This window comes from Bradyrhizobium sp. 956_D2_N1_4, from assembly GCF_052076025.1.
GTDB lineage: Bacteria > Pseudomonadota > Alphaproteobacteria > Rhizobiales > Xanthobacteraceae > Bradyrhizobium > Bradyrhizobium barranii.
In genome coordinates this window covers 1471959-1487856 of the sequence record NZ_CP197237.1, presented here as the reverse complement: position 1 = coordinate 1487856, position 15898 = coordinate 1471959, and the positions used below count along the sequence as shown (strand labels likewise).

The window sequence follows — 15898 nt, the reverse complement described above, 5'->3', positions numbered from 1 at the left end:
ATGGAATCGGAACGGGGCTCTAGATTCTTGTTTTGATGCGTTTTCTTGACGCGAACCGGCATCCACTTCGCTCGAAAACGCTCTAATCCGGAAAGCGCACAGTGGCTTTCCAGAGGGATCACGCTTCAGAGCGCCTCCAGTCCGAGCCGGCGGAACAACTTTCGATCGGCTTCGTCCTGCGGATTGCCCGCCGTCAGCAGCGTGTCGCCGACAAAGATCGAGTTTGCGCCGGCAAAGAAGCACAGCGCCTGCATCTCGTCGGTCATCGCCGACCGCCCCGCCGAGAGTCGCACGAATGAGGCCGGCATCATGATACGCGCCAGCGCGACAATGCGCACGAACTCGATCGGACCTATCGGCGTCGCCTTCGCCATCGGCGTTCCCGGAATCGGGATCAGCATGTTGATCGGCACGCTCTCCGGCGCTTCCGGGAGGTTGGCGAGCGTGACCAGCATGTCGACGCGGTCCTGTTCGCTCTCACCCATGCCGAGAATTCCGCCGCAGCACACTTTCATGCCGGCCTCGCGGACATGCTCCAGCGTATCGAGACGATCGGCGAACGTGCGGGTGGAGGTAACGCTCGGATAGAAGCGCTCCGAGGTATCGATATTGTGATTGTAGTAATCAAGCCCGGCAGCACTCAGCCGGTCGGCCTGATCCCGGTCGAGCATGCCGAGCGTCATACAGGTCTCGAGCCCGAGCTCCTTCACGGCTCCGACGACCTCGACAATGGCATCCATGTCGCGCGGCTTCGGATTGCGCCAGGCCGCGCCCATGCAATAACGCGTCGCGCCGCTGTCTTTTGCCTTGCGTGCCTCGGCAACGATCTTCCCGACCTCCATCAACTTGGAGGCTGCAAGAGCGGTCGCATGATGCGACGACTGGCTGCAGTAGCCGCAGTCTTCCGGACAACCACCTGTCTTGATGTTCAGCAGCCGGCTCAACTGCACGCGATTTGGGTCAAAATGCTCCCGATGTACGGATTGTGAACGGAAGAGCAGATCGTTGAAGGGAAGCTGGTAAGCCGCCCATGCATCTTCACCGGTCCATCTTTGAGACCTTTGCGGCCTTTCCTTCGCGGGGATTGTCTCCCCGTCGTTCACACCGAGCATTACACATCTCCTGACATTGCGGCGGGACAATCGCACTATCGCAAACCTGGCGCCAGTCCGCAGGGTCCTTGGAACAAAAGCGGCGGCGTGCCATTGTTGTCTAAGCCGGCGTGCTATCCCGACGTACGAGCAACGCAGCCGCCAAGGCGAGTGACTGAAACACATCGCAAAAGCATCTGCGCAACGCTGCAGAATTGGCCTTCTTCTCGCCCCGAAAGGTAGCAAGCCTACGCACAGCGTTTGCGGTGGGAGGCGTCGGCCAGCACCTGTCCTGTCACAGCTTGTTGATCAAAACGAGGTCGAAATGTTGAGAGATCAATCCTCGGATCGGGCCAAGCGTGAAGCCAACAAGGCGTTCAAGCCTGTCAAAACGCAGAAGCCGATCAATGACTATGCGAAGGACCAGCACTCCTTCAACGAGAATCGCGAGCGGCTGAAAGCGGAGCGACTGGCCCGCGAGGCCGAGCCGAAGGACCGCTCTGAATAGGACGCGTTCCCTGCCGGGTCACGATGTTGCATCCGCGCGATGAAGGCTGGCGCTGAGCGCGTCGCGTCGAAATCGACGCCTGACCGAAAGCGCGATGAGATCGGAATGAATCGTCAACGCGCTTTAGGTTATTGTTTGAGCATGATCTTTTCGGAAAACCGCTTCGCACTTTGCGCTAACGCGGCCCTTCGGGTCCGGGTCATGCTTTAGAGCATCGAAAGCACGACGATCCCGTCTTCGAGCTCCCCGGAGGCCAATCGGCTCCGCGCGATGCGCTCGAATTCCGTCCGGTATTTCTGAAGATAGCTGAAGGCCTGCTTCTGCGTCTGGAACGTGGTCGCAAGGCGGCACATCTGCCGGCCTGCGCCAAGCGCGAGAAAGAAGGTGATTGTGCCGCCGCTGTCCGACTTGATCCTAGGCACGATCCGCACTCTTTGGCATGTGACCGGCCCTCTCCAGATTTTCGTCGACGCAGTTGAATTCGACTATCGCGTCAGCTTTCTCTTGCGCTTCGTCAGGGTTGGTGCCGGCAGCGATGCTTGAAGAGTTGCGTCGGCCGCTTCCTTGGCTTCGCGCAGTTCGCGAAGCCGCGCCATGTTCTTGCGAACATCGACGGCCTGTCTCTCGACGTCCGCCATTGCCCGCGTTCCCTCCTCGGCAGCCAAACGCTGACGGTTGGTACGCGCAATGCTTTGGGGTGACGGTTCAGCCGACTTCTTGCCGCTCATGCTTCACCCACTCCCGCAACGGACAAAACCCGCTCAATCCCTGGGATCGAGCGGGCAGCGTGGCCGTTTCAGTACATCCGTGAAACGGCGCAGGATCTTAGGCCAGCGATAGATTCTCTGCGCTGACCTTGCCTCGCATCTTGTCGGTCTTGGCCTCGAAGTTGACCTTCTGGCCCTCGGCGAGACCTGAGAGACCAGCCCGCTCGACTGCGCTGATGTGAACGAACACATCGTTGCCGCCGTCGTCGGGCTGAATGAATCCAAAGCCCTTTTGGCCGTTGAACCACTTCACGGTACCTGTCGTCATTATTCTTCTCCAAAGCGCATACGCGCACATTCCGCGTGACACTCACGCAGAACCAGATTCAATTCGTCGATGTCTCTGGAAAAGGAGCCCGCGGGCGCATTCAACAAGGCACAGCGGCTGAACGAACAGCACCAACGTATACCTCATCGGCGCCAGTTGCAAGGCTTGGCGGGATTTAATGCCTCATGGGCTTCGGCGGAACAATTCGGACTTTGCGAATTCAGGCCCGAAAGGCGCCTGAGGCAAGGTGAGTTGCGCGTTCGCAGCCGCGATTTAGTGTCGGCTAACTGTGCTGGCCCGAGAGCGTCGATGCGATGCCGCGCTATCGAGCGCACACCGTACGCCGCCGGCAAGTTGCTCGCGGAAGACCCGCACCACTCTCCCTCCAGCCAATCGACTGTGTGCACCGAAAGACTGCCAAGCTCCACACGTGCCGGCTCCGCCCCGAAGGGATAGCAGATCACACCTGACAGTACGGGGTCGGATTGGAAGCGTGAACGACTTGCTTCCTCCGTTGGCGTCAAGGCAAAGTGCTGGAAAACAGGGAGGTCAGCATGTCACTGCTTGGCAAGGCCGCCGTCGCGATGTGGTGGAGCGTCCGCCCCGAGCAGCGCGCGGAGTTCGGCGACTGGCATTCCCACGAACATTTTCCCGAGCGGATGAGCATTCCCGGCTTCCGGCGCGGATCGCGCTGGACCAGCACGACGGACACTGACGGCTTCTTCGTGCTGTACGAGCTGGAGCGGTACGAGGTGCTCACGTCGAAGGGATATCTCGACCGGCTCAACGCGCCGACGCCGTGGTCGACCAAGATGATGCCGCACCATCTCGGCATGGTGCGCAGCCAGTGCCGCGTCGCCGCCAGCTTTGGCGGTGGCGTCGCGACCTCGCTCGCCACCGTCCGGCTTTCGCCGGAGGCCGGGCGCGAGGTGGAGTTGCAGACACATCTCTCGGAGACGCTCGGCACATTGGCGCAGATGCGGGGACTGACGGGCGCGCACCTCCTCCTGACCGACACGCCCCGGACCAGCTCGCCCACCACCGAGCAGCAGATCCGCGGCAAGGACGGCGCCGCCGACTGGATCATGCTGCTGTCGGGTTACGATGCCGACGCGATCGAGCAGGTGACCGCCGACCGACTTTCGCCGGCGGCGCTTGGCGCTCTGGGCGCGCAGGACAATCCGACGATCGGCCGCTACCGGCTCGCCTTCACGATGACGCCGCAGGATGTGGCAACGATCTGACGGATCGGTCGTCCGGCCGGCCGCGAGGTAGATCTCGCACCAGGCGAGCTCGATTCAATTGAGCGCGCAAACGGCCAACCGTTGCACATGGGGGATGTGTTTCAGGTTCTCGCGTGCAGCACGAAGGCGGACAAGGCTCGCCAGGTGTGAGCTCAGCTCCCCTCGCCTGCATCCTCATCGCTGCCCTCCTCGCCTGCGACATATTCGAGGATGTCTCCGGGCTGACAATCGAGCTCGCGGCAGATCGCGGCCAGGGTCGAGAAGCGCATCGCCCTCGCCTTGCCCGTTTTCAGGACCGACAGGTTCTGGATGGAAATGCCGATTGCGTCGGCGAGGTCCCCGAGGCGGCGCTTCCGCTTCGCAAGCATGACATCGAGGTTCACGACGATCGGCACAAGCATTCACCTCAGATCGTCAGCTCGTTTTCGGACTGCAGCAGGATGGCGTGCTCGATGACGAATTTCAGCGCCATCAGGAACATCCCGCCCGCGATCGTGCCGATGTCGACGTTGTAGGACGGCAGGAAGAACTTGACGTCGCCGATCTCGTGCAAGGCATAAGCCACCGCGTTGCTGGTGATCAGGTCGATGAACGGCCAGATCACCAGAATGATCCCCATCCACCACACGCCCTGAAGCGTCTCGGACGCGAAGATCCGGCCGCGTGCGAATCGGTGCACCATACGGTGCAGGATGCCGATCAACACGGCGAAGAACGAGAGCTGAAGCGCAAATAGCGTCCAGAACAACAGCTGTCCCGGGCGCGACATCTCGAGTGGATTGGCGACAAGGCCTGCGCATTTCACCTGGTCGGGCCCAAGGCTCGCCGCGATCGAGGCGGAGGCGGTCGTGCTCCGGAGATAGGCGAGCCACACCACCACCGGCAGTGCCGCCCAGATCGCCCAGAACGCAAGATCGAGACGCCGGAACCAGCTCTGCCGGGCCTCACGTACCGATATCTCCACCACACCCATCTACAAGCACTCCGCAATTTCCAGGCAACCACCCACCCCCAATATGCATGTTCCGCGCGATTGACTCAACCTTAAGCGCGATATATTGATCGTTTATCATGAAATATTTCATGACAATTGATCCAATATGGAGCCCCCATGCGTTCCACCCTCGTCCGGCACCTGCTCGCAGCGCTGTTGTCCATCTCCCCGCTTGGAAACGCCGAAGCCGCAACGGCCAGCGGTCCCGCCGGCGTCTGGCTGACACAGTCGGGCGACGCGAGGATCAAGGTGAGCCGTTGCGGCAATGCGCTATGCGGCCGGGTCGTCTGGCTGAAGGAGCCGATCGATAAGAAGACGGGCAAGGCGCAGCTCGACGACCATAACGCCGATCCTGCATTGCGCGCCCGGAAGATCGTCGGCATCTCCCTGTTCATCGACATGCAGGCGGCCGGCGCCAATCAATGGTCGGGCAGGATCTACAATGCCGACGACGGAAAGACCTATGCGAGCACCGTCACCTTGCTGCCATCCGGCAGTCTCAACGTCCGGGGCTGCATGGGAACGTTGTGCGCGGGTGAAGACTGGACGCGGTGAGCGGCAAACCGATCCAAAACAACGTCCAAGATAAGTTCCAAGACGACAACAAAAACAGCATCAAGGGCCGCCGGTTTCGGCGGCCCCCGTTTATCTGCAACGCCATGTCGGATCGGCGGCATCCCGGTCGTCCTTGAGACATGAATGGGCCGTAGACGCCAAGGTCGGACCCATCGATGCAAGAGGATGAAGGAACATGCCCAGCACTGTACGTCTGCACCGCGTTCTCTCGACCAGTCCGGAGAAAGTCTATCGCGCCTTCCTCGAGGCGGATGCGCTGGCGAAATGGCTTCCGCCGAACGGCTTTACCTGCACCGTCCATCACCTCGAGCCCAAGGTCGGGGGCACGTTCAAGATGTCGTTCCGGAATTTCACGACGGGCAACAGCCACGCCTTCGGCGGCGAATATCTCGAGCTCGTCCCCGGCGAACGTCTCCGCTACACCGACAAGTTCGACGACCCAAATCTACCCGGCGAAATCCAGGTGACCGTGATGCTGAAGAAGGTCTCGGTCGGCACCGAGGTCGACATCACCCAGGCCGGCATCCCTGACGTCATCCCGCCCGAGGCCTGCTATCTCGGCTGGCAGGAATCGCTGCGAAGCCTCGCAAGGCTCGTGGAGCCGGAGATCAATCAGTAGCGGCGAAATCAGTATCGTAGGGTGGGCAAAGCGCAGCGTGCCCACCGATGCTCTCTCAACCTCGGAAAGATGGTGGGCACGGCGCTCCGCGCCATTGCCCACCCTACGGCACTGATGACAGCTCTCCGTCGTCATTGCGAGCAGCCAAGCAATGGCGGCTGTTGCTGGGCTACGCGCCCGCCTTCGGCGTAATCCCACCGCTTGCGGTCCATCGATCGGGGTCGGGGCTGTGTCCGATCAGCGCAAGGCCGTAGGCGATCGACTCGAACTGGTCGCCCGACATCAGCCGTTCGTTACCGAACCGCTCGGCAAACAGCTTTCTGACGGCCGGAACGAAGGAAGTCCCGCCGGTCAAGAACACCTTCTCCACCTCGCGCGCGGTGATGCCCGCTTCGCTTAGCACCTTGTCGACGGTGGCACCCAGCCGGGCGATGTCGTCGGCAATCCAGGATTCAAAATTCTTCCGTGTGATGGTCGCACCGATGTCGACGCCGCCCCCCTTGAAGCGGAAGTCCACCTCGTCCCGCGCCGACAGCGCGACCTTGGCGTCGGATACCGCGCGGTAGAGCGAAAAGCCGAGGTCGAGATCGACGATGGTGATGAAATCTTCAAGGAGCTTCGGCTTCAGCGCGCTGCGCGCAAGCTCCCGAAGCTCGCGCAGATCGCCATTGCTCTTCATCATCGCGAGCTGATGCCAGCGCGCGAGGTTGGTGTAGTGGCCGGTGGGGACCGGCAGCACCTTGTCGAACGAGCGGAAGCTGGAGCCTTTTCCCAGCCGCGGCGAGACGACGTGGTCGACGATGCGGTAATCGAAGGTGTCGCCGGCAATGCCGATGCCGGCGTGTCCAAGCGGCTCGGCGCGCAAGGCTCCTCCCGCGCGCGAAAAGCGCATCACCGAGAAATCGCTGGTGCCGCCGCCGAAATCCGCAACCAGCAGGGTGGCATCACGCTCCAGCCGTCGGGCGAAGGAGAACGCCGCGCCCACGGGCTCGTAGACATAGCGCGCGTGGCCGGCGCCGAGGCGTTCGAACGCGGCCCGATAGCGCTGCATCGCCAGCGCTTCGTCGGGATTGCCGCCGGCGAACCGCACCGGGCGGCCGACTGTGATGTTGGACGTCTCGAAGCCGAACTTTTCGCCGCCATGGCGCGCCAGCGTGCGCAGGAACGCCGCCAGAATGTCCTCGAACTTGAAGCGCTGCCGAAACACTTGCGTGGTGTTGAAGCTGGAGCTCGCCGCAAACGTCTTGAACGACTGCAGGAAGCGGTAGACGTGGCGGCCTTCGAGGAACGTCTCGATGGCCCATGGACCGCCTTCGGCCTGGGCGCCGGCGCCCGGCCGATCCTCCCAGAAGCACAGCGCCGAGACGTAGACGCTGTGGCGCTGGCCGCCGTGATCGAAGCGGATGGCCTCGACCCGGCGATCGTCCGCCGCGATCGCGACGACCGTGTTGCTGGTCCCAAAATCGATGCCGATCGAGACGGCGGGCGAGGCGCTCGACATGAACCACTCTGACAGTTGATTGGAAAAGGGGGCAGACCACTAACGGCTTTGGCTGGGCCTGCCAAGACCTTGAATGTTGCGGTGCGGTTGGATTTGGAACCCGCGCGCCGCTCTGTCCGCGCTCTTTTGCCTCCGTAATGGGGGCCTTTTGGGGCCGATCTCGCAATTCCAGCAGCCCGGCTGGCAATTTTGAGCTCGGTTCGGTCCCTTTAACGGATCACTATGCTGCAATGCGGGAGCATGCATGCTGCTATGCAATGGCATGCATGGACACTGGCATCTGGTATACGTAGATTGCCCTTCGAAATGAGACAGCATCACTGACCGTCTCGAGAAAGGGAATTCAGATGTCCAAGACCGCTTCCGTCGCGCTCGCCCCCTCCGCCTCGCTGTTCACCCGCTTCCTGGCCGCAGTCGATCGCTTCCTGATGGCGAGCGCCGAGATTTCGAATCACAACGGCGACCTGCCCCGCTTCGGCCTGTAAGCAGCGCCTCCCGCGCGGCAAGCGCGACGCGCCGGTTTCAGAACCGTCCACATACTACTTTTGATGAATGGCCCCGCAGGACGGGGCCATTTCTATTTGCGTTGTCCCGAGTCACAGCCGCAACCGATGAAGGTCCTGCGGCATTTGCGCACGGTGATCGGACCAGCGCTTGAACCTTGGCATAATGAATACAAGAATGCCCCTCCAGCGCTCGTAGAAAAATTAGAGGCGCCACGGGAGGCTTTATGACGGACATGGTGCAGGCAACGGTTCCAACCGCCGCGCGGGTTAGCGACACGTATCGCTGGACGCAATTGGCGGTCGGTGTAGCGGCGATGGTGATGATCGCCAATTATCAATACGGCTGGACGTTCTTCGTCCCCGACATCCAGAAAAAGTTCGGCTGGGATCGCGCCTCGATCCAATGGGCCTTTACGCTCTTCGTACTGTTCGAGACATGGCTGGTGCCGGTCGAAGGATGGTTCGTCGACAAATACGGCCCGCGCATCGTCGTGCTCGTCGGCGGCGTGCTCTGCGCCATCGGTTGGGCGATCAATGCGCAAGCCACCACGCTCAACGGCTTCTATCTCGGCATGATCATCGCGGGCATCGGCGCCGGCGGCGTCTACGGCACCTGCGTCGGCAATGCGCTGAAATGGTTTCCCGACAAGCGCGGTCTTGCTGCCGGCATCACGGCGGCCGGTTTCGGCGCGGGCTCCGCGCTCACGGTTGCGCCGATTCAGGCCATGATCAAGGACAGCGGATTCCAGACCACCTTCCTGTATTTCGGGCTCGGCCAGGGCATCATCATCTGCATCCTCGCCTTCTTCCTCTACGCGCCGAAGGCCGGACAGGTGCCTCCCGTTGTGCAGAACGCTGCGTTGCAACAGACCCGCCGCAACTATCAGCCGACCGAAGTGCTGCGCCAGCCGATCTTCTGGCTGATGTACTTCATGTTCGTGATCGTCGGCGCCGGCGGCCTGATGGTGACGGCGAACCTGAAGCCGATCGCAGTCGACTGGAAGGTCGACAGCGTTCCGGTGACGCTGATGGCGGTGACGATGACCGCGGTGACGTTCGCAGCCACGATCGACCGCGTGCTCAACGGTCTGACGCGTCCGTTCTTCGGCTGGATCTCCGACATGATCGGCCGCGAGAACACGATGTTCATCGCCTTCGGCATGGAAGGCTTCGGCATCTGGATGCTCTACCTCTGGGGACACGACCCGCTCTGGTTCGTGTTGCTGTCGGGCTTCGTGTTCTTCGCCTGGGGTGAGATCTACTCGCTGTTCCCCTCGACCTGCACCGACACGTTCGGCGCCAAGTTCGCGACCACCAATGCGGGCCTGCTCTACACCGCAAAGGGCACCGCCGCGCTGCTTGTCCCGATCGCCAACTACATGCAGCAATCGTCGGGCACGTGGGACAGCGTGTTCATCATCGCGGCCGGCGCCAACATCCTGGCTTCGCTGCTGGCGATCATGGTGCTCAAGCCCTGGCGCAAGGTCGTGGTCGCGAAATCGACCGCCGCCGCCTGACGCACTCCACCACTCCTTCAAGCACGACGCCCGGCCTCACGGCCGGGCGTTTTCGTTTTTGCAGAACCCGCCTTGGCTACCGCTGACGTGAAGGGAACCGCGCACTTTTCTTGCGCTGCGTCACAAGATTGGGCTTGCCTTCTGGAATATGGTATACCAATGTCCCCGCCGCGCTTGCGACGATAAGCCACAATATTTGCGACACTGGGTCATCTTGCAATCCCAGGTCGCATTCAATCAGGCGCGTTGGGAGGTTATTGATGATTTCCAGCACGGACGGCGCCGTCACAGCTGCGCCTCTTCGCACCGGTTTCCGTTGGTTCCAGCTCGCCATGGGCATCGTCTGCATGGCGATGATCGCCAATCTGCAATACGGCTGGACGTTGTTCGTCGATCCGATTGACGCCAAGTATCATTGGGGCCGCGCGGCGATCCAGCTCGCTTTCACCATCTTCGTCGTCACCGAGACCTGGCTGGTGCCGATCGAGGCCTGGTTCGTCGACAAATACGGTCCGCGCATCGTCGTCATGTTCGGCGGCGTCATGATCGCGCTGTCCTGGGTGCTCAACTCCTACGCTGACTCGCTCGCCCTGCTTTACGCCGCCGCGGTCGTCGGCGGCATGGGCGCCGGCGCGGTGTACGGCACCTGCGTCGGCAACGCGCTGAAATGGTTTCCCGATCGCCGCGGCCTCGCCGCCGGTGCGACCGCCGCCGGCTTCGGCGCGGGCGCCGCGCTCACCATTGTGCCGATCGCGACCATGATCGTAACGAGCGGCTACCAGCACGCGTTCCTCACCTTCGGCATCGGCCAGGGCCTGATCGTGTTCGTGCTCGCCTTCTTCATCCAGCCGCCGCGGATCTCCATCCCGCCGAAGAAGAAGCAGCTCAATCTGCCGCAGACCAAGATCGACTTCACCCCGCCGCAGGTGCTGCGCACCCCTATTTTCTGGGTGATGTATCTCGTTTTCGTCATGGTCGCCTCCGGCGGCCTGATGACCGCGGCACAGATCGGCCCGATCGCGCACGACTTCAAGATCGCCGACACGCCGGTGACGCTCGCGGGCTTCCAGATGGCGGCATTGACGTTCGCGATCTCGCTCGACCGCATCTTCGACGGTTTCGGACGTCCCTTCTTCGGCTGGGTCTCCGACACGATCGGCCGCGAGCACACCATGTTCATCGCGTTCGGCACCGCGGCGGTGATGCTGCTGACGCTGTCGGCCTATGGAAACATCCCGATCGTGTTCGTGCTCGCGACCGCGGTGTACTTCGGCGTGTTCGGCGAAATCTACTCGCTGTTCCCCGCCACCTGCGGCGACACGTTCGGCTCGAAATACGCAACCACCAACAACGGCATGCTCTACACCGCGAAAGGCACGGCATCCCTGCTCGTCCCGCTCGCCAGCGTGATCTCGGCAACGTACGGCTGGAAGGCCGTGTTCGTGGTCGCAGTGGCGCTGAACGCGACGGCGGCGCTGACGGCGCTGTTCGTGATCAAGCCGCTGCGCCGCTCCTTCATCCTCGGCAAGGAAGCCGAGAGCGCCAACGCCGCGACCGACACCGCCAAGACCGGCAACGCCAAGACCGAGACAGCGTAGCGACCACACGCCTTTCAATCGGTCGAAAGGGGCGCAGCGATGCGCCCCTTTTCCTTTTTGGCACGATGACAAACGTCAGTATTGCTGCCGCAAGAATTTTCGGATCAGCCAAATCGAATGCTTGACGATTGGCATTATGTATACCACACTTCCCCTGTCATTCACCTAGGGAGGTTGCAATGCTGGTCGGAGACATTCTGCGCAAGAAGACACCGCGCGTTGTCACGGTGCGAATGAACGAAACGGTGGGTATCGCCGCCAAGCTGATGCGCGCCAACAATATCAGCGCGCTGGTGGTCAAGGACGTGGTCCGCTCCGAAGGCAACACCGCGGTCGGCATGTTCACCGAGCGCGACGTGGTGCGCGCCGTCGCCGAGCATGGTGCCAACGCCATCAACGTCAAGGTCTCGCAGCTCGTGTCGGTGCAGCAGCTGGTGTCCTGCAGCTCCTCAGACACGATCGAGCACGTCCGGCATCTGATGAACCGCAATCACATCCGTCACCTGCCGGTCATCGACGATTACAGCCTCGTCTCCGTCATCAGCATGCGCGACATTGCTGCTGCCGTTGACGAAGCGATCAACGGCTCGCCGCAAGCAGCAGCTTAAAGCGTCACACTTCCCCTGCGACTACCGGCCCCGGCTCGGACCTCTCCGAGCCGGACCGGATCTTTTCGTCCCAAAATTCCGGACACCCGCGAGGATTTCATGAAGATCTGCATCTACGGCGCCGGCGCGATCGGCGGATATCTCGGGGTTCAGCTCGCACGCGCTGGCGCCGACGTCAGCCTGGTCGCGCGCGGCGCCCACCTTGCCGCGATGCGTGAGCGCGGGCTGACCCTGCTCGCGGGCGAGGAGAAGCACACCGTGCATCCGCGCTGCACCGACGATCCCGCCGAACTCGGCGTGCAGGACTACATCATCATCACGCTGAAGGCGCATTCGATCACCGGCGTGATCGAGAAGATGCAGCCGCTGCTCGGGCAGCACACCCGCATCGTCACCGCAGTCAACGGCATCCCCTATTGGTATTTCTACAAGCACGGCGGCCAATACGAGAATTCGACGCTGGAGAGCATCGACCCCGGCGGACGGCAGTGGCGCGAGATCGGCGCCGAGCGCGCCATCGGCTGCATCGTCTATCCCGCCACCGAGATCGAAGCGCCCGGCGTGATCCGCCACGTCTACGGCAACAATTTTCCGCTCGGCGAGCCCTCCGGCGAAATCACCTCGGACGTGCAGCGCCTCGCCGATCTCTTCGTCACCGCCGGGCTGAAAGCGCCGGTGCTCGACCGCATCCGCGACGAGATCTGGCTGAAACTCTGGGGCAATGTCTGCTTCAACCCGATCAGCGCACTGACCCATGCAACGCTCGACGTGATCTGCACCGATCCCTCCACGCGTGCGCTGTCGCGCGCGATCATGGTGGAGACGCAAGGCATCGCCGAGACGTTTGGCGTCAAATTCCGCGTCGACGTCGAGCGCCGTATCGAGGGCGCCCGCAAGGTCGGCGCGCACAAGACCTCGATGCTCCAGGATCTCGAGCGCGGCCGTCCGATGGAGATCGACCCGCTCGTCACCGTGGTGCAGGAGATGGGCCGCCTCACCGGCATCGCCACGCCCGCGCTCGACTCGGTGCTGGCGATGGTGACCCAGCGTGCTCGCATCGCCGGCCTCTATGACGGCGTCTCCGCGCCCGCCGATCCCCGTGCACTGGCGGTGGCGTGATGGCGGGCGAGATGAAGCAATGGCTGCGCTTCCGCCATGCCGGTGCGACCGGCTTCGGCACCCTGACGCCATCAGGCATCAGCGTGTATGAGGGTGAGATGTTCGGCCGCCATGCAGCCACCGGCAAGGTGCTGGCGCTGTCGGAGGTCGAGCTGCTCGCGCCCTGCGCGCCCAGCAAGATCGTCGCGCTCTGGAATAATTTCCACGCGCTCGCCGCCAAGCTGAACCAGCCCGAGCCGCCGGAGCCGCTCTATCTGCTGAAGGCGACCACCACCATCACGACGCCGGGCGCCGTGATCCGCCGCCCCTCTTACTACGACGGCAAGACCACCTATGAGGGCGAGCTCGGCATCGTCATCGGCCGGACCTGCGCCCGCGTCTCGCCGGCGGAAGCGGACAGCTTCATCTTCGGCTACACCTGCGTCAACGACATCACCGCCAACGACATCCTGACCAGCGATCCCACTTTCCCGCAATGGGCCCGCGCCAAGGGCATCGATGATTACGGCCCGTTCGGCCCCGTCATCGCAACCGGCCTCGATCCGGCCAAGCTTGTTGTGCGCACCATCCTCAACGGCGCGGAGCGGCAGAACTATCCGATCTCGGACATGATCTTCACCGCGCAGGAGCTGGTCAGCAAAATCTCCCACGACATGACCCTGCTTCCCGGCGACCTCATCGCCGTCGGCACCTCGGTCGGCGTCGGGGTGATGAAGGAGCCGGTGAATTCCGTGACCGTCGCGATCGACGGCATCGGCGAGCTGACCAACGAGTTTCGGCTGTAACTCGCTGCGTCATTCCTAGGCCGCAAATCCATCGTGGGCCCGGAATGAAGGCTCGCCGGCCATTTGCGCCGCAGCCCGGCAAAAATTGATCCTGCGCAAATCGGCGGTCGCGGCTGCCGCTATCCTTCCCGGCAACAGATCGATTTCTGATGCAAGGGAGGATGTCATGTCGAACGCCAGTAATGCACTTCTCTGGGCGGCTCTGTACTTCGCTCTTTCGTTCGCTGCGATCTTCGTGGTCTGGTTCGCCGACAAGATGCGCACGAACTTCCTCGGGAAATGATAGCCCGAGGCTCGCCGGCTCGCGCCGACGCCTGCTGCTAGCCTCCCCGAAAGGGGCCCACGCAGTGCCGTAGCCCGGATGGAGCGAAGCCTAATCCGGGACGGGCGTTTCTGCGCGCGCAGACCCCGGATTGCGCTTTGCTCCATCCGGGCTTACAGGCCTTGCCCCGCTCCCCGGGAAAACCTGGCACCCTGCTCTCCGCCAATCGACTGACGCAACCGGCAGTGGATCGCGCGACCGGAAACATCTGGCAACCCCGCCCGCCCCTTGATCTCGGTTCCGCTCTCCAATAGCAACTATGGCGAGAATGTGTCCCGGGTGGGGAAGTCACGATGTGGCTGTTTTTCGTGGTTGCCTGGTTTGTCCTGCTAGCCGCCATCGCGATCCTCGCCCAACAGGCGTTTGGTTATGACGTCGCGCACTTGCCTGCCCTGTTTGCGGACCTGCCTATGCCGCAGCGTATCGCAACCGGCGCGATCGTGACGCTCGGGCTGGCGCTGATCGGCGCCCCCGCCTGGCGGCTCTCGCGTCAGGATCGCCGCCTCAATACCCTGCGCGACCGCCTCAAGAAGACCCGCGAGGATGTCGTCGTCGCCCACGCCCTGCAAAACCACCTCGACGCCACCGTCCAGCACCTGATCGAAAGCGATCCCCGCGAGGCCGTCTCCGCCCTCCACGACAAGCTGGGCGAGACTGAGCAGCGCGCCCTACTCCAGCAGGGCCGAAACGAATCCACCGACATGCACGACCAGCTCGCCGAGATCCGCCGGCGCCAGCAGGGGGTGCGAGAGATGGTCGGCAAGGTCGCCGACCAGCGGCGCGCGGTCGAGCCTGTTTTCACCGAGATCCGCGACCGCCAGAACCAGCTCGAACGCTCCCTGCTCGACCTCGAGACCGACGACCGCAAGAATAACCTCGCCGACCGCCTGAAGGACGTGGCGCGCGACGTATCGGCGCTGCTGTCACGGGTGAACGCGGTCCAGGACACTTTCGTGACCCTCAACCAGTACAAGGAAGATCTGGCGAAATCCCATGCCGAACTGGTCCCGCTGCGCTCATCGGACGCCGGCATCAATGCCCTGATCGGCGAGCTCGGCCTCAGCCATGACCGTCTGGCCAAGAGCATCGACGAGCTCGAGACCGGCGGCGAGGCGCCGCTCGACACTCGCGTCGAGACGCTCTCGAAGAACAAGATCGAGATCGCGCAGCGCCTCGCCCGCATCGACGACAGCTTCAATATCCTGAAAGCGATCCGGCTCGATTTCGAGGAACTCGGCCAGCGCCAGGCCCAGCTCGAACGCTCGCTCGCCGACGTCGAAACCGACCCCGAGGGCAAGACCCTCGTCGACCGCCAGAACGCGCTGAACGATTTCGTCCTCCAGTCGCGCCAGCGGCTCGGCGCGTTGCAGGAGACGCTGGCGACGCTGAACGCCTTCAAGACGGAGTTGTCGAAGTCGCAGGCCGACCTCGTTCCGCTGAAGGCGCCGGTGTTCGGCATCGAGGCCATGATCGCCGAGGTCGGCGCCACCCGCGATCTCCTTGCGAACACCGTCGGCGAGATCGAGGCGAACGGCGACGTCACCCTCGCCTCGCGCGTCGATGCCCTCGCCAGGAGCAAGCGCGAGGTCGAAGACCGCCTCGCCCGCATCTTCGACAATTTCAACGCGCTCGATGCCTTGCGCAAAGACATCGGCGGCATCTTCTCGACGATCAGGAACAGCCTGAACCGAATCGGGTGAGAAGCCCGAGCTGCGTAGGATGGGTAGAGCGCAGCGAAACCCATAACCACGATCACCGTGGAAAGGGTGCGATGGGTTTCGCTTCGCTCTACCCATCCTACAGCCCGCAATCACGCCGCGCCGAAACATCCAGACACATCATATCTCCGCGCACCCGATCAATGCCGCCAACATG

The 15898-nt window shown here is 62.7% G+C and carries 18 protein-coding genes; 11 read left to right on the top strand and 7 right to left on the bottom strand.

The window, feature by feature from the left end; genetic code table 11:
- Window positions 1-125 precede the first annotated feature (125 nt).
- On the bottom strand, window positions 126-1112 hold the full coding sequence (gene bioB / locus AB7535_RS06785; protein WP_085400626.1) for a biotin synthase BioB: 987 nt from the start codon (window positions 1110-1112) through the stop codon (window positions 126-128).
- Window positions 1113-1416: 304 nt separating this feature from the next.
- Between bioB and AB7535_RS06780 the strand changes: the two genes are divergently transcribed.
- Window positions 1417-1599 carry a hypothetical protein gene (locus AB7535_RS06780; RefSeq protein WP_063984522.1) on the top strand — a complete coding sequence of 61 codons (183 nt, stop codon included), beginning with the start codon at window positions 1417-1419 and terminating at the stop codon, window positions 1597-1599.
- 206 nt (window positions 1600-1805) lie between these two features.
- Here AB7535_RS06780 and AB7535_RS06775 read toward each other — a convergent pair whose 3' ends face one another.
- The 3 genes from AB7535_RS06775 to AB7535_RS06765 all read right to left on the bottom strand — a co-directional run bounded on the left by AB7535_RS06775 (window position 1806) and on the right by AB7535_RS06765 (window position 2634).
- On the bottom strand, window positions 1806-2030 hold the full coding sequence (locus AB7535_RS06775) for a hypothetical protein (RefSeq protein ID WP_028151477.1): 225 nt from the start codon (window positions 2028-2030) through the stop codon (window positions 1806-1808).
- A 54-nt stretch (window positions 2031-2084) separates the two neighbouring features.
- Window positions 2085-2327, bottom strand: coding sequence for a hypothetical protein (locus AB7535_RS06770; RefSeq protein WP_063984523.1), 243 nt, complete (start codon window positions 2325-2327; stop codon window positions 2085-2087).
- Between the two features lie 97 nt (window positions 2328-2424).
- Complete coding sequence (locus AB7535_RS06765; RefSeq protein ID WP_028151479.1) at window positions 2425-2634, bottom strand: cold-shock protein; 210 nt, start codon at window positions 2632-2634, stop codon at window positions 2425-2427.
- 554 nt (window positions 2635-3188) lie between these two features.
- Between AB7535_RS06765 and AB7535_RS06760 the strand changes: the two genes are divergently transcribed.
- Entirely contained in the window at window positions 3189-3878 is a 690-nt protein-coding gene (locus AB7535_RS06760; protein WP_085400676.1) for a hypothetical protein, read from the top strand.
- 152 nt (window positions 3879-4030) lie between these two features.
- On the opposite strand, the gene AB7535_RS06755 is transcribed toward AB7535_RS06760, so the two are convergent.
- The gene (locus tag AB7535_RS06755; protein WP_071917595.1) at window positions 4031-4273 is read right to left on the bottom strand and encodes a helix-turn-helix domain-containing protein; all 243 of its coding nucleotides are present in this window, start codon (window positions 4271-4273) and stop codon (window positions 4031-4033) included.
- Window positions 4274-4284: 11 nt separating this feature from the next.
- On the bottom strand, window positions 4285-4851 hold the full coding sequence (locus AB7535_RS06750; RefSeq protein ID WP_063984524.1) for a DUF2975 domain-containing protein: 567 nt from the start codon (window positions 4849-4851) through the stop codon (window positions 4285-4287).
- A 138-nt stretch (window positions 4852-4989) separates the two neighbouring features.
- Here AB7535_RS06750 and AB7535_RS06745 point away from each other — a divergent pair, with 138 nt between their 5' ends.
- Together AB7535_RS06745 and AB7535_RS06740 are read left to right on the top strand one after the other, a co-directional pair.
- Entirely contained in the window at window positions 4990-5427 is a 438-nt protein-coding gene (locus AB7535_RS06745) for a DUF2147 domain-containing protein (protein ID WP_071915551.1), read from the top strand.
- A 196-nt stretch (window positions 5428-5623) separates the two neighbouring features.
- Window positions 5624-6067: an SRPBCC family protein gene (locus AB7535_RS06740; protein ID WP_085400624.1), complete on the top strand. Its 444-nt coding sequence runs from the start codon at window positions 5624-5626 to the stop codon at window positions 6065-6067.
- 169 nt (window positions 6068-6236) lie between these two features.
- Here AB7535_RS06740 and AB7535_RS06735 read toward each other — a convergent pair whose 3' ends face one another.
- The gene (locus AB7535_RS06735) at window positions 6237-7568 is read right to left on the bottom strand and encodes an Hsp70 family protein (RefSeq protein WP_135215005.1); all 1332 of its coding nucleotides are present in this window, start codon (window positions 7566-7568) and stop codon (window positions 6237-6239) included.
- A 347-nt stretch (window positions 7569-7915) separates the two neighbouring features.
- On the opposite strand from AB7535_RS06735, the gene AB7535_RS06730 reads away from it, so the two are divergent.
- The 7 genes from AB7535_RS06730 to AB7535_RS06700 all read left to right on the top strand — a co-directional run bounded on the left by AB7535_RS06730 (window position 7916) and on the right by AB7535_RS06700 (window position 15723).
- On the top strand, window positions 7916-8053 hold the full coding sequence (locus tag AB7535_RS06730) for a hypothetical protein (RefSeq protein WP_166098301.1): 138 nt from the start codon (window positions 7916-7918) through the stop codon (window positions 8051-8053).
- Window positions 8054-8298: 245 nt separating this feature from the next.
- On the top strand, window positions 8299-9591 hold the full coding sequence (gene oxlT / locus AB7535_RS06725; RefSeq protein ID WP_071915554.1) for an oxalate/formate MFS antiporter: 1293 nt from the start codon (window positions 8299-8301) through the stop codon (window positions 9589-9591).
- Window positions 9592-9851: 260 nt separating this feature from the next.
- A complete protein-coding gene (gene oxlT, locus AB7535_RS06720; RefSeq protein ID WP_085400621.1) occupies window positions 9852-11189 on the top strand; it encodes an oxalate/formate MFS antiporter in 1338 nt (445 codons plus the stop codon).
- A gap of 179 nt (window positions 11190-11368) precedes the next feature.
- A complete protein-coding gene (locus AB7535_RS06715) occupies window positions 11369-11797 on the top strand; it encodes a CBS domain-containing protein (protein WP_063984529.1) in 429 nt (142 codons plus the stop codon).
- Between the two features lie 99 nt (window positions 11798-11896).
- Window positions 11897-12916 carry a 2-dehydropantoate 2-reductase gene (locus AB7535_RS06710; RefSeq protein WP_085400619.1) on the top strand — a complete coding sequence of 340 codons (1020 nt, stop codon included), beginning with the start codon at window positions 11897-11899 and terminating at the stop codon, window positions 12914-12916.
- Entirely contained in the window at window positions 12916-13701 is a 786-nt protein-coding gene (locus AB7535_RS06705) for a fumarylacetoacetate hydrolase family protein (protein WP_085400618.1), read from the top strand. Before AB7535_RS06710 ends, AB7535_RS06705 begins: the two co-directional genes overlap by 1 nt.
- A 615-nt stretch (window positions 13702-14316) precedes the next feature.
- The gene (locus AB7535_RS06700; RefSeq protein WP_085400616.1) at window positions 14317-15723 is read left to right on the top strand and encodes a hypothetical protein; all 1407 of its coding nucleotides are present in this window, start codon (window positions 14317-14319) and stop codon (window positions 15721-15723) included.
- Window positions 15724-15898: the final 175 nt, after the last annotated feature.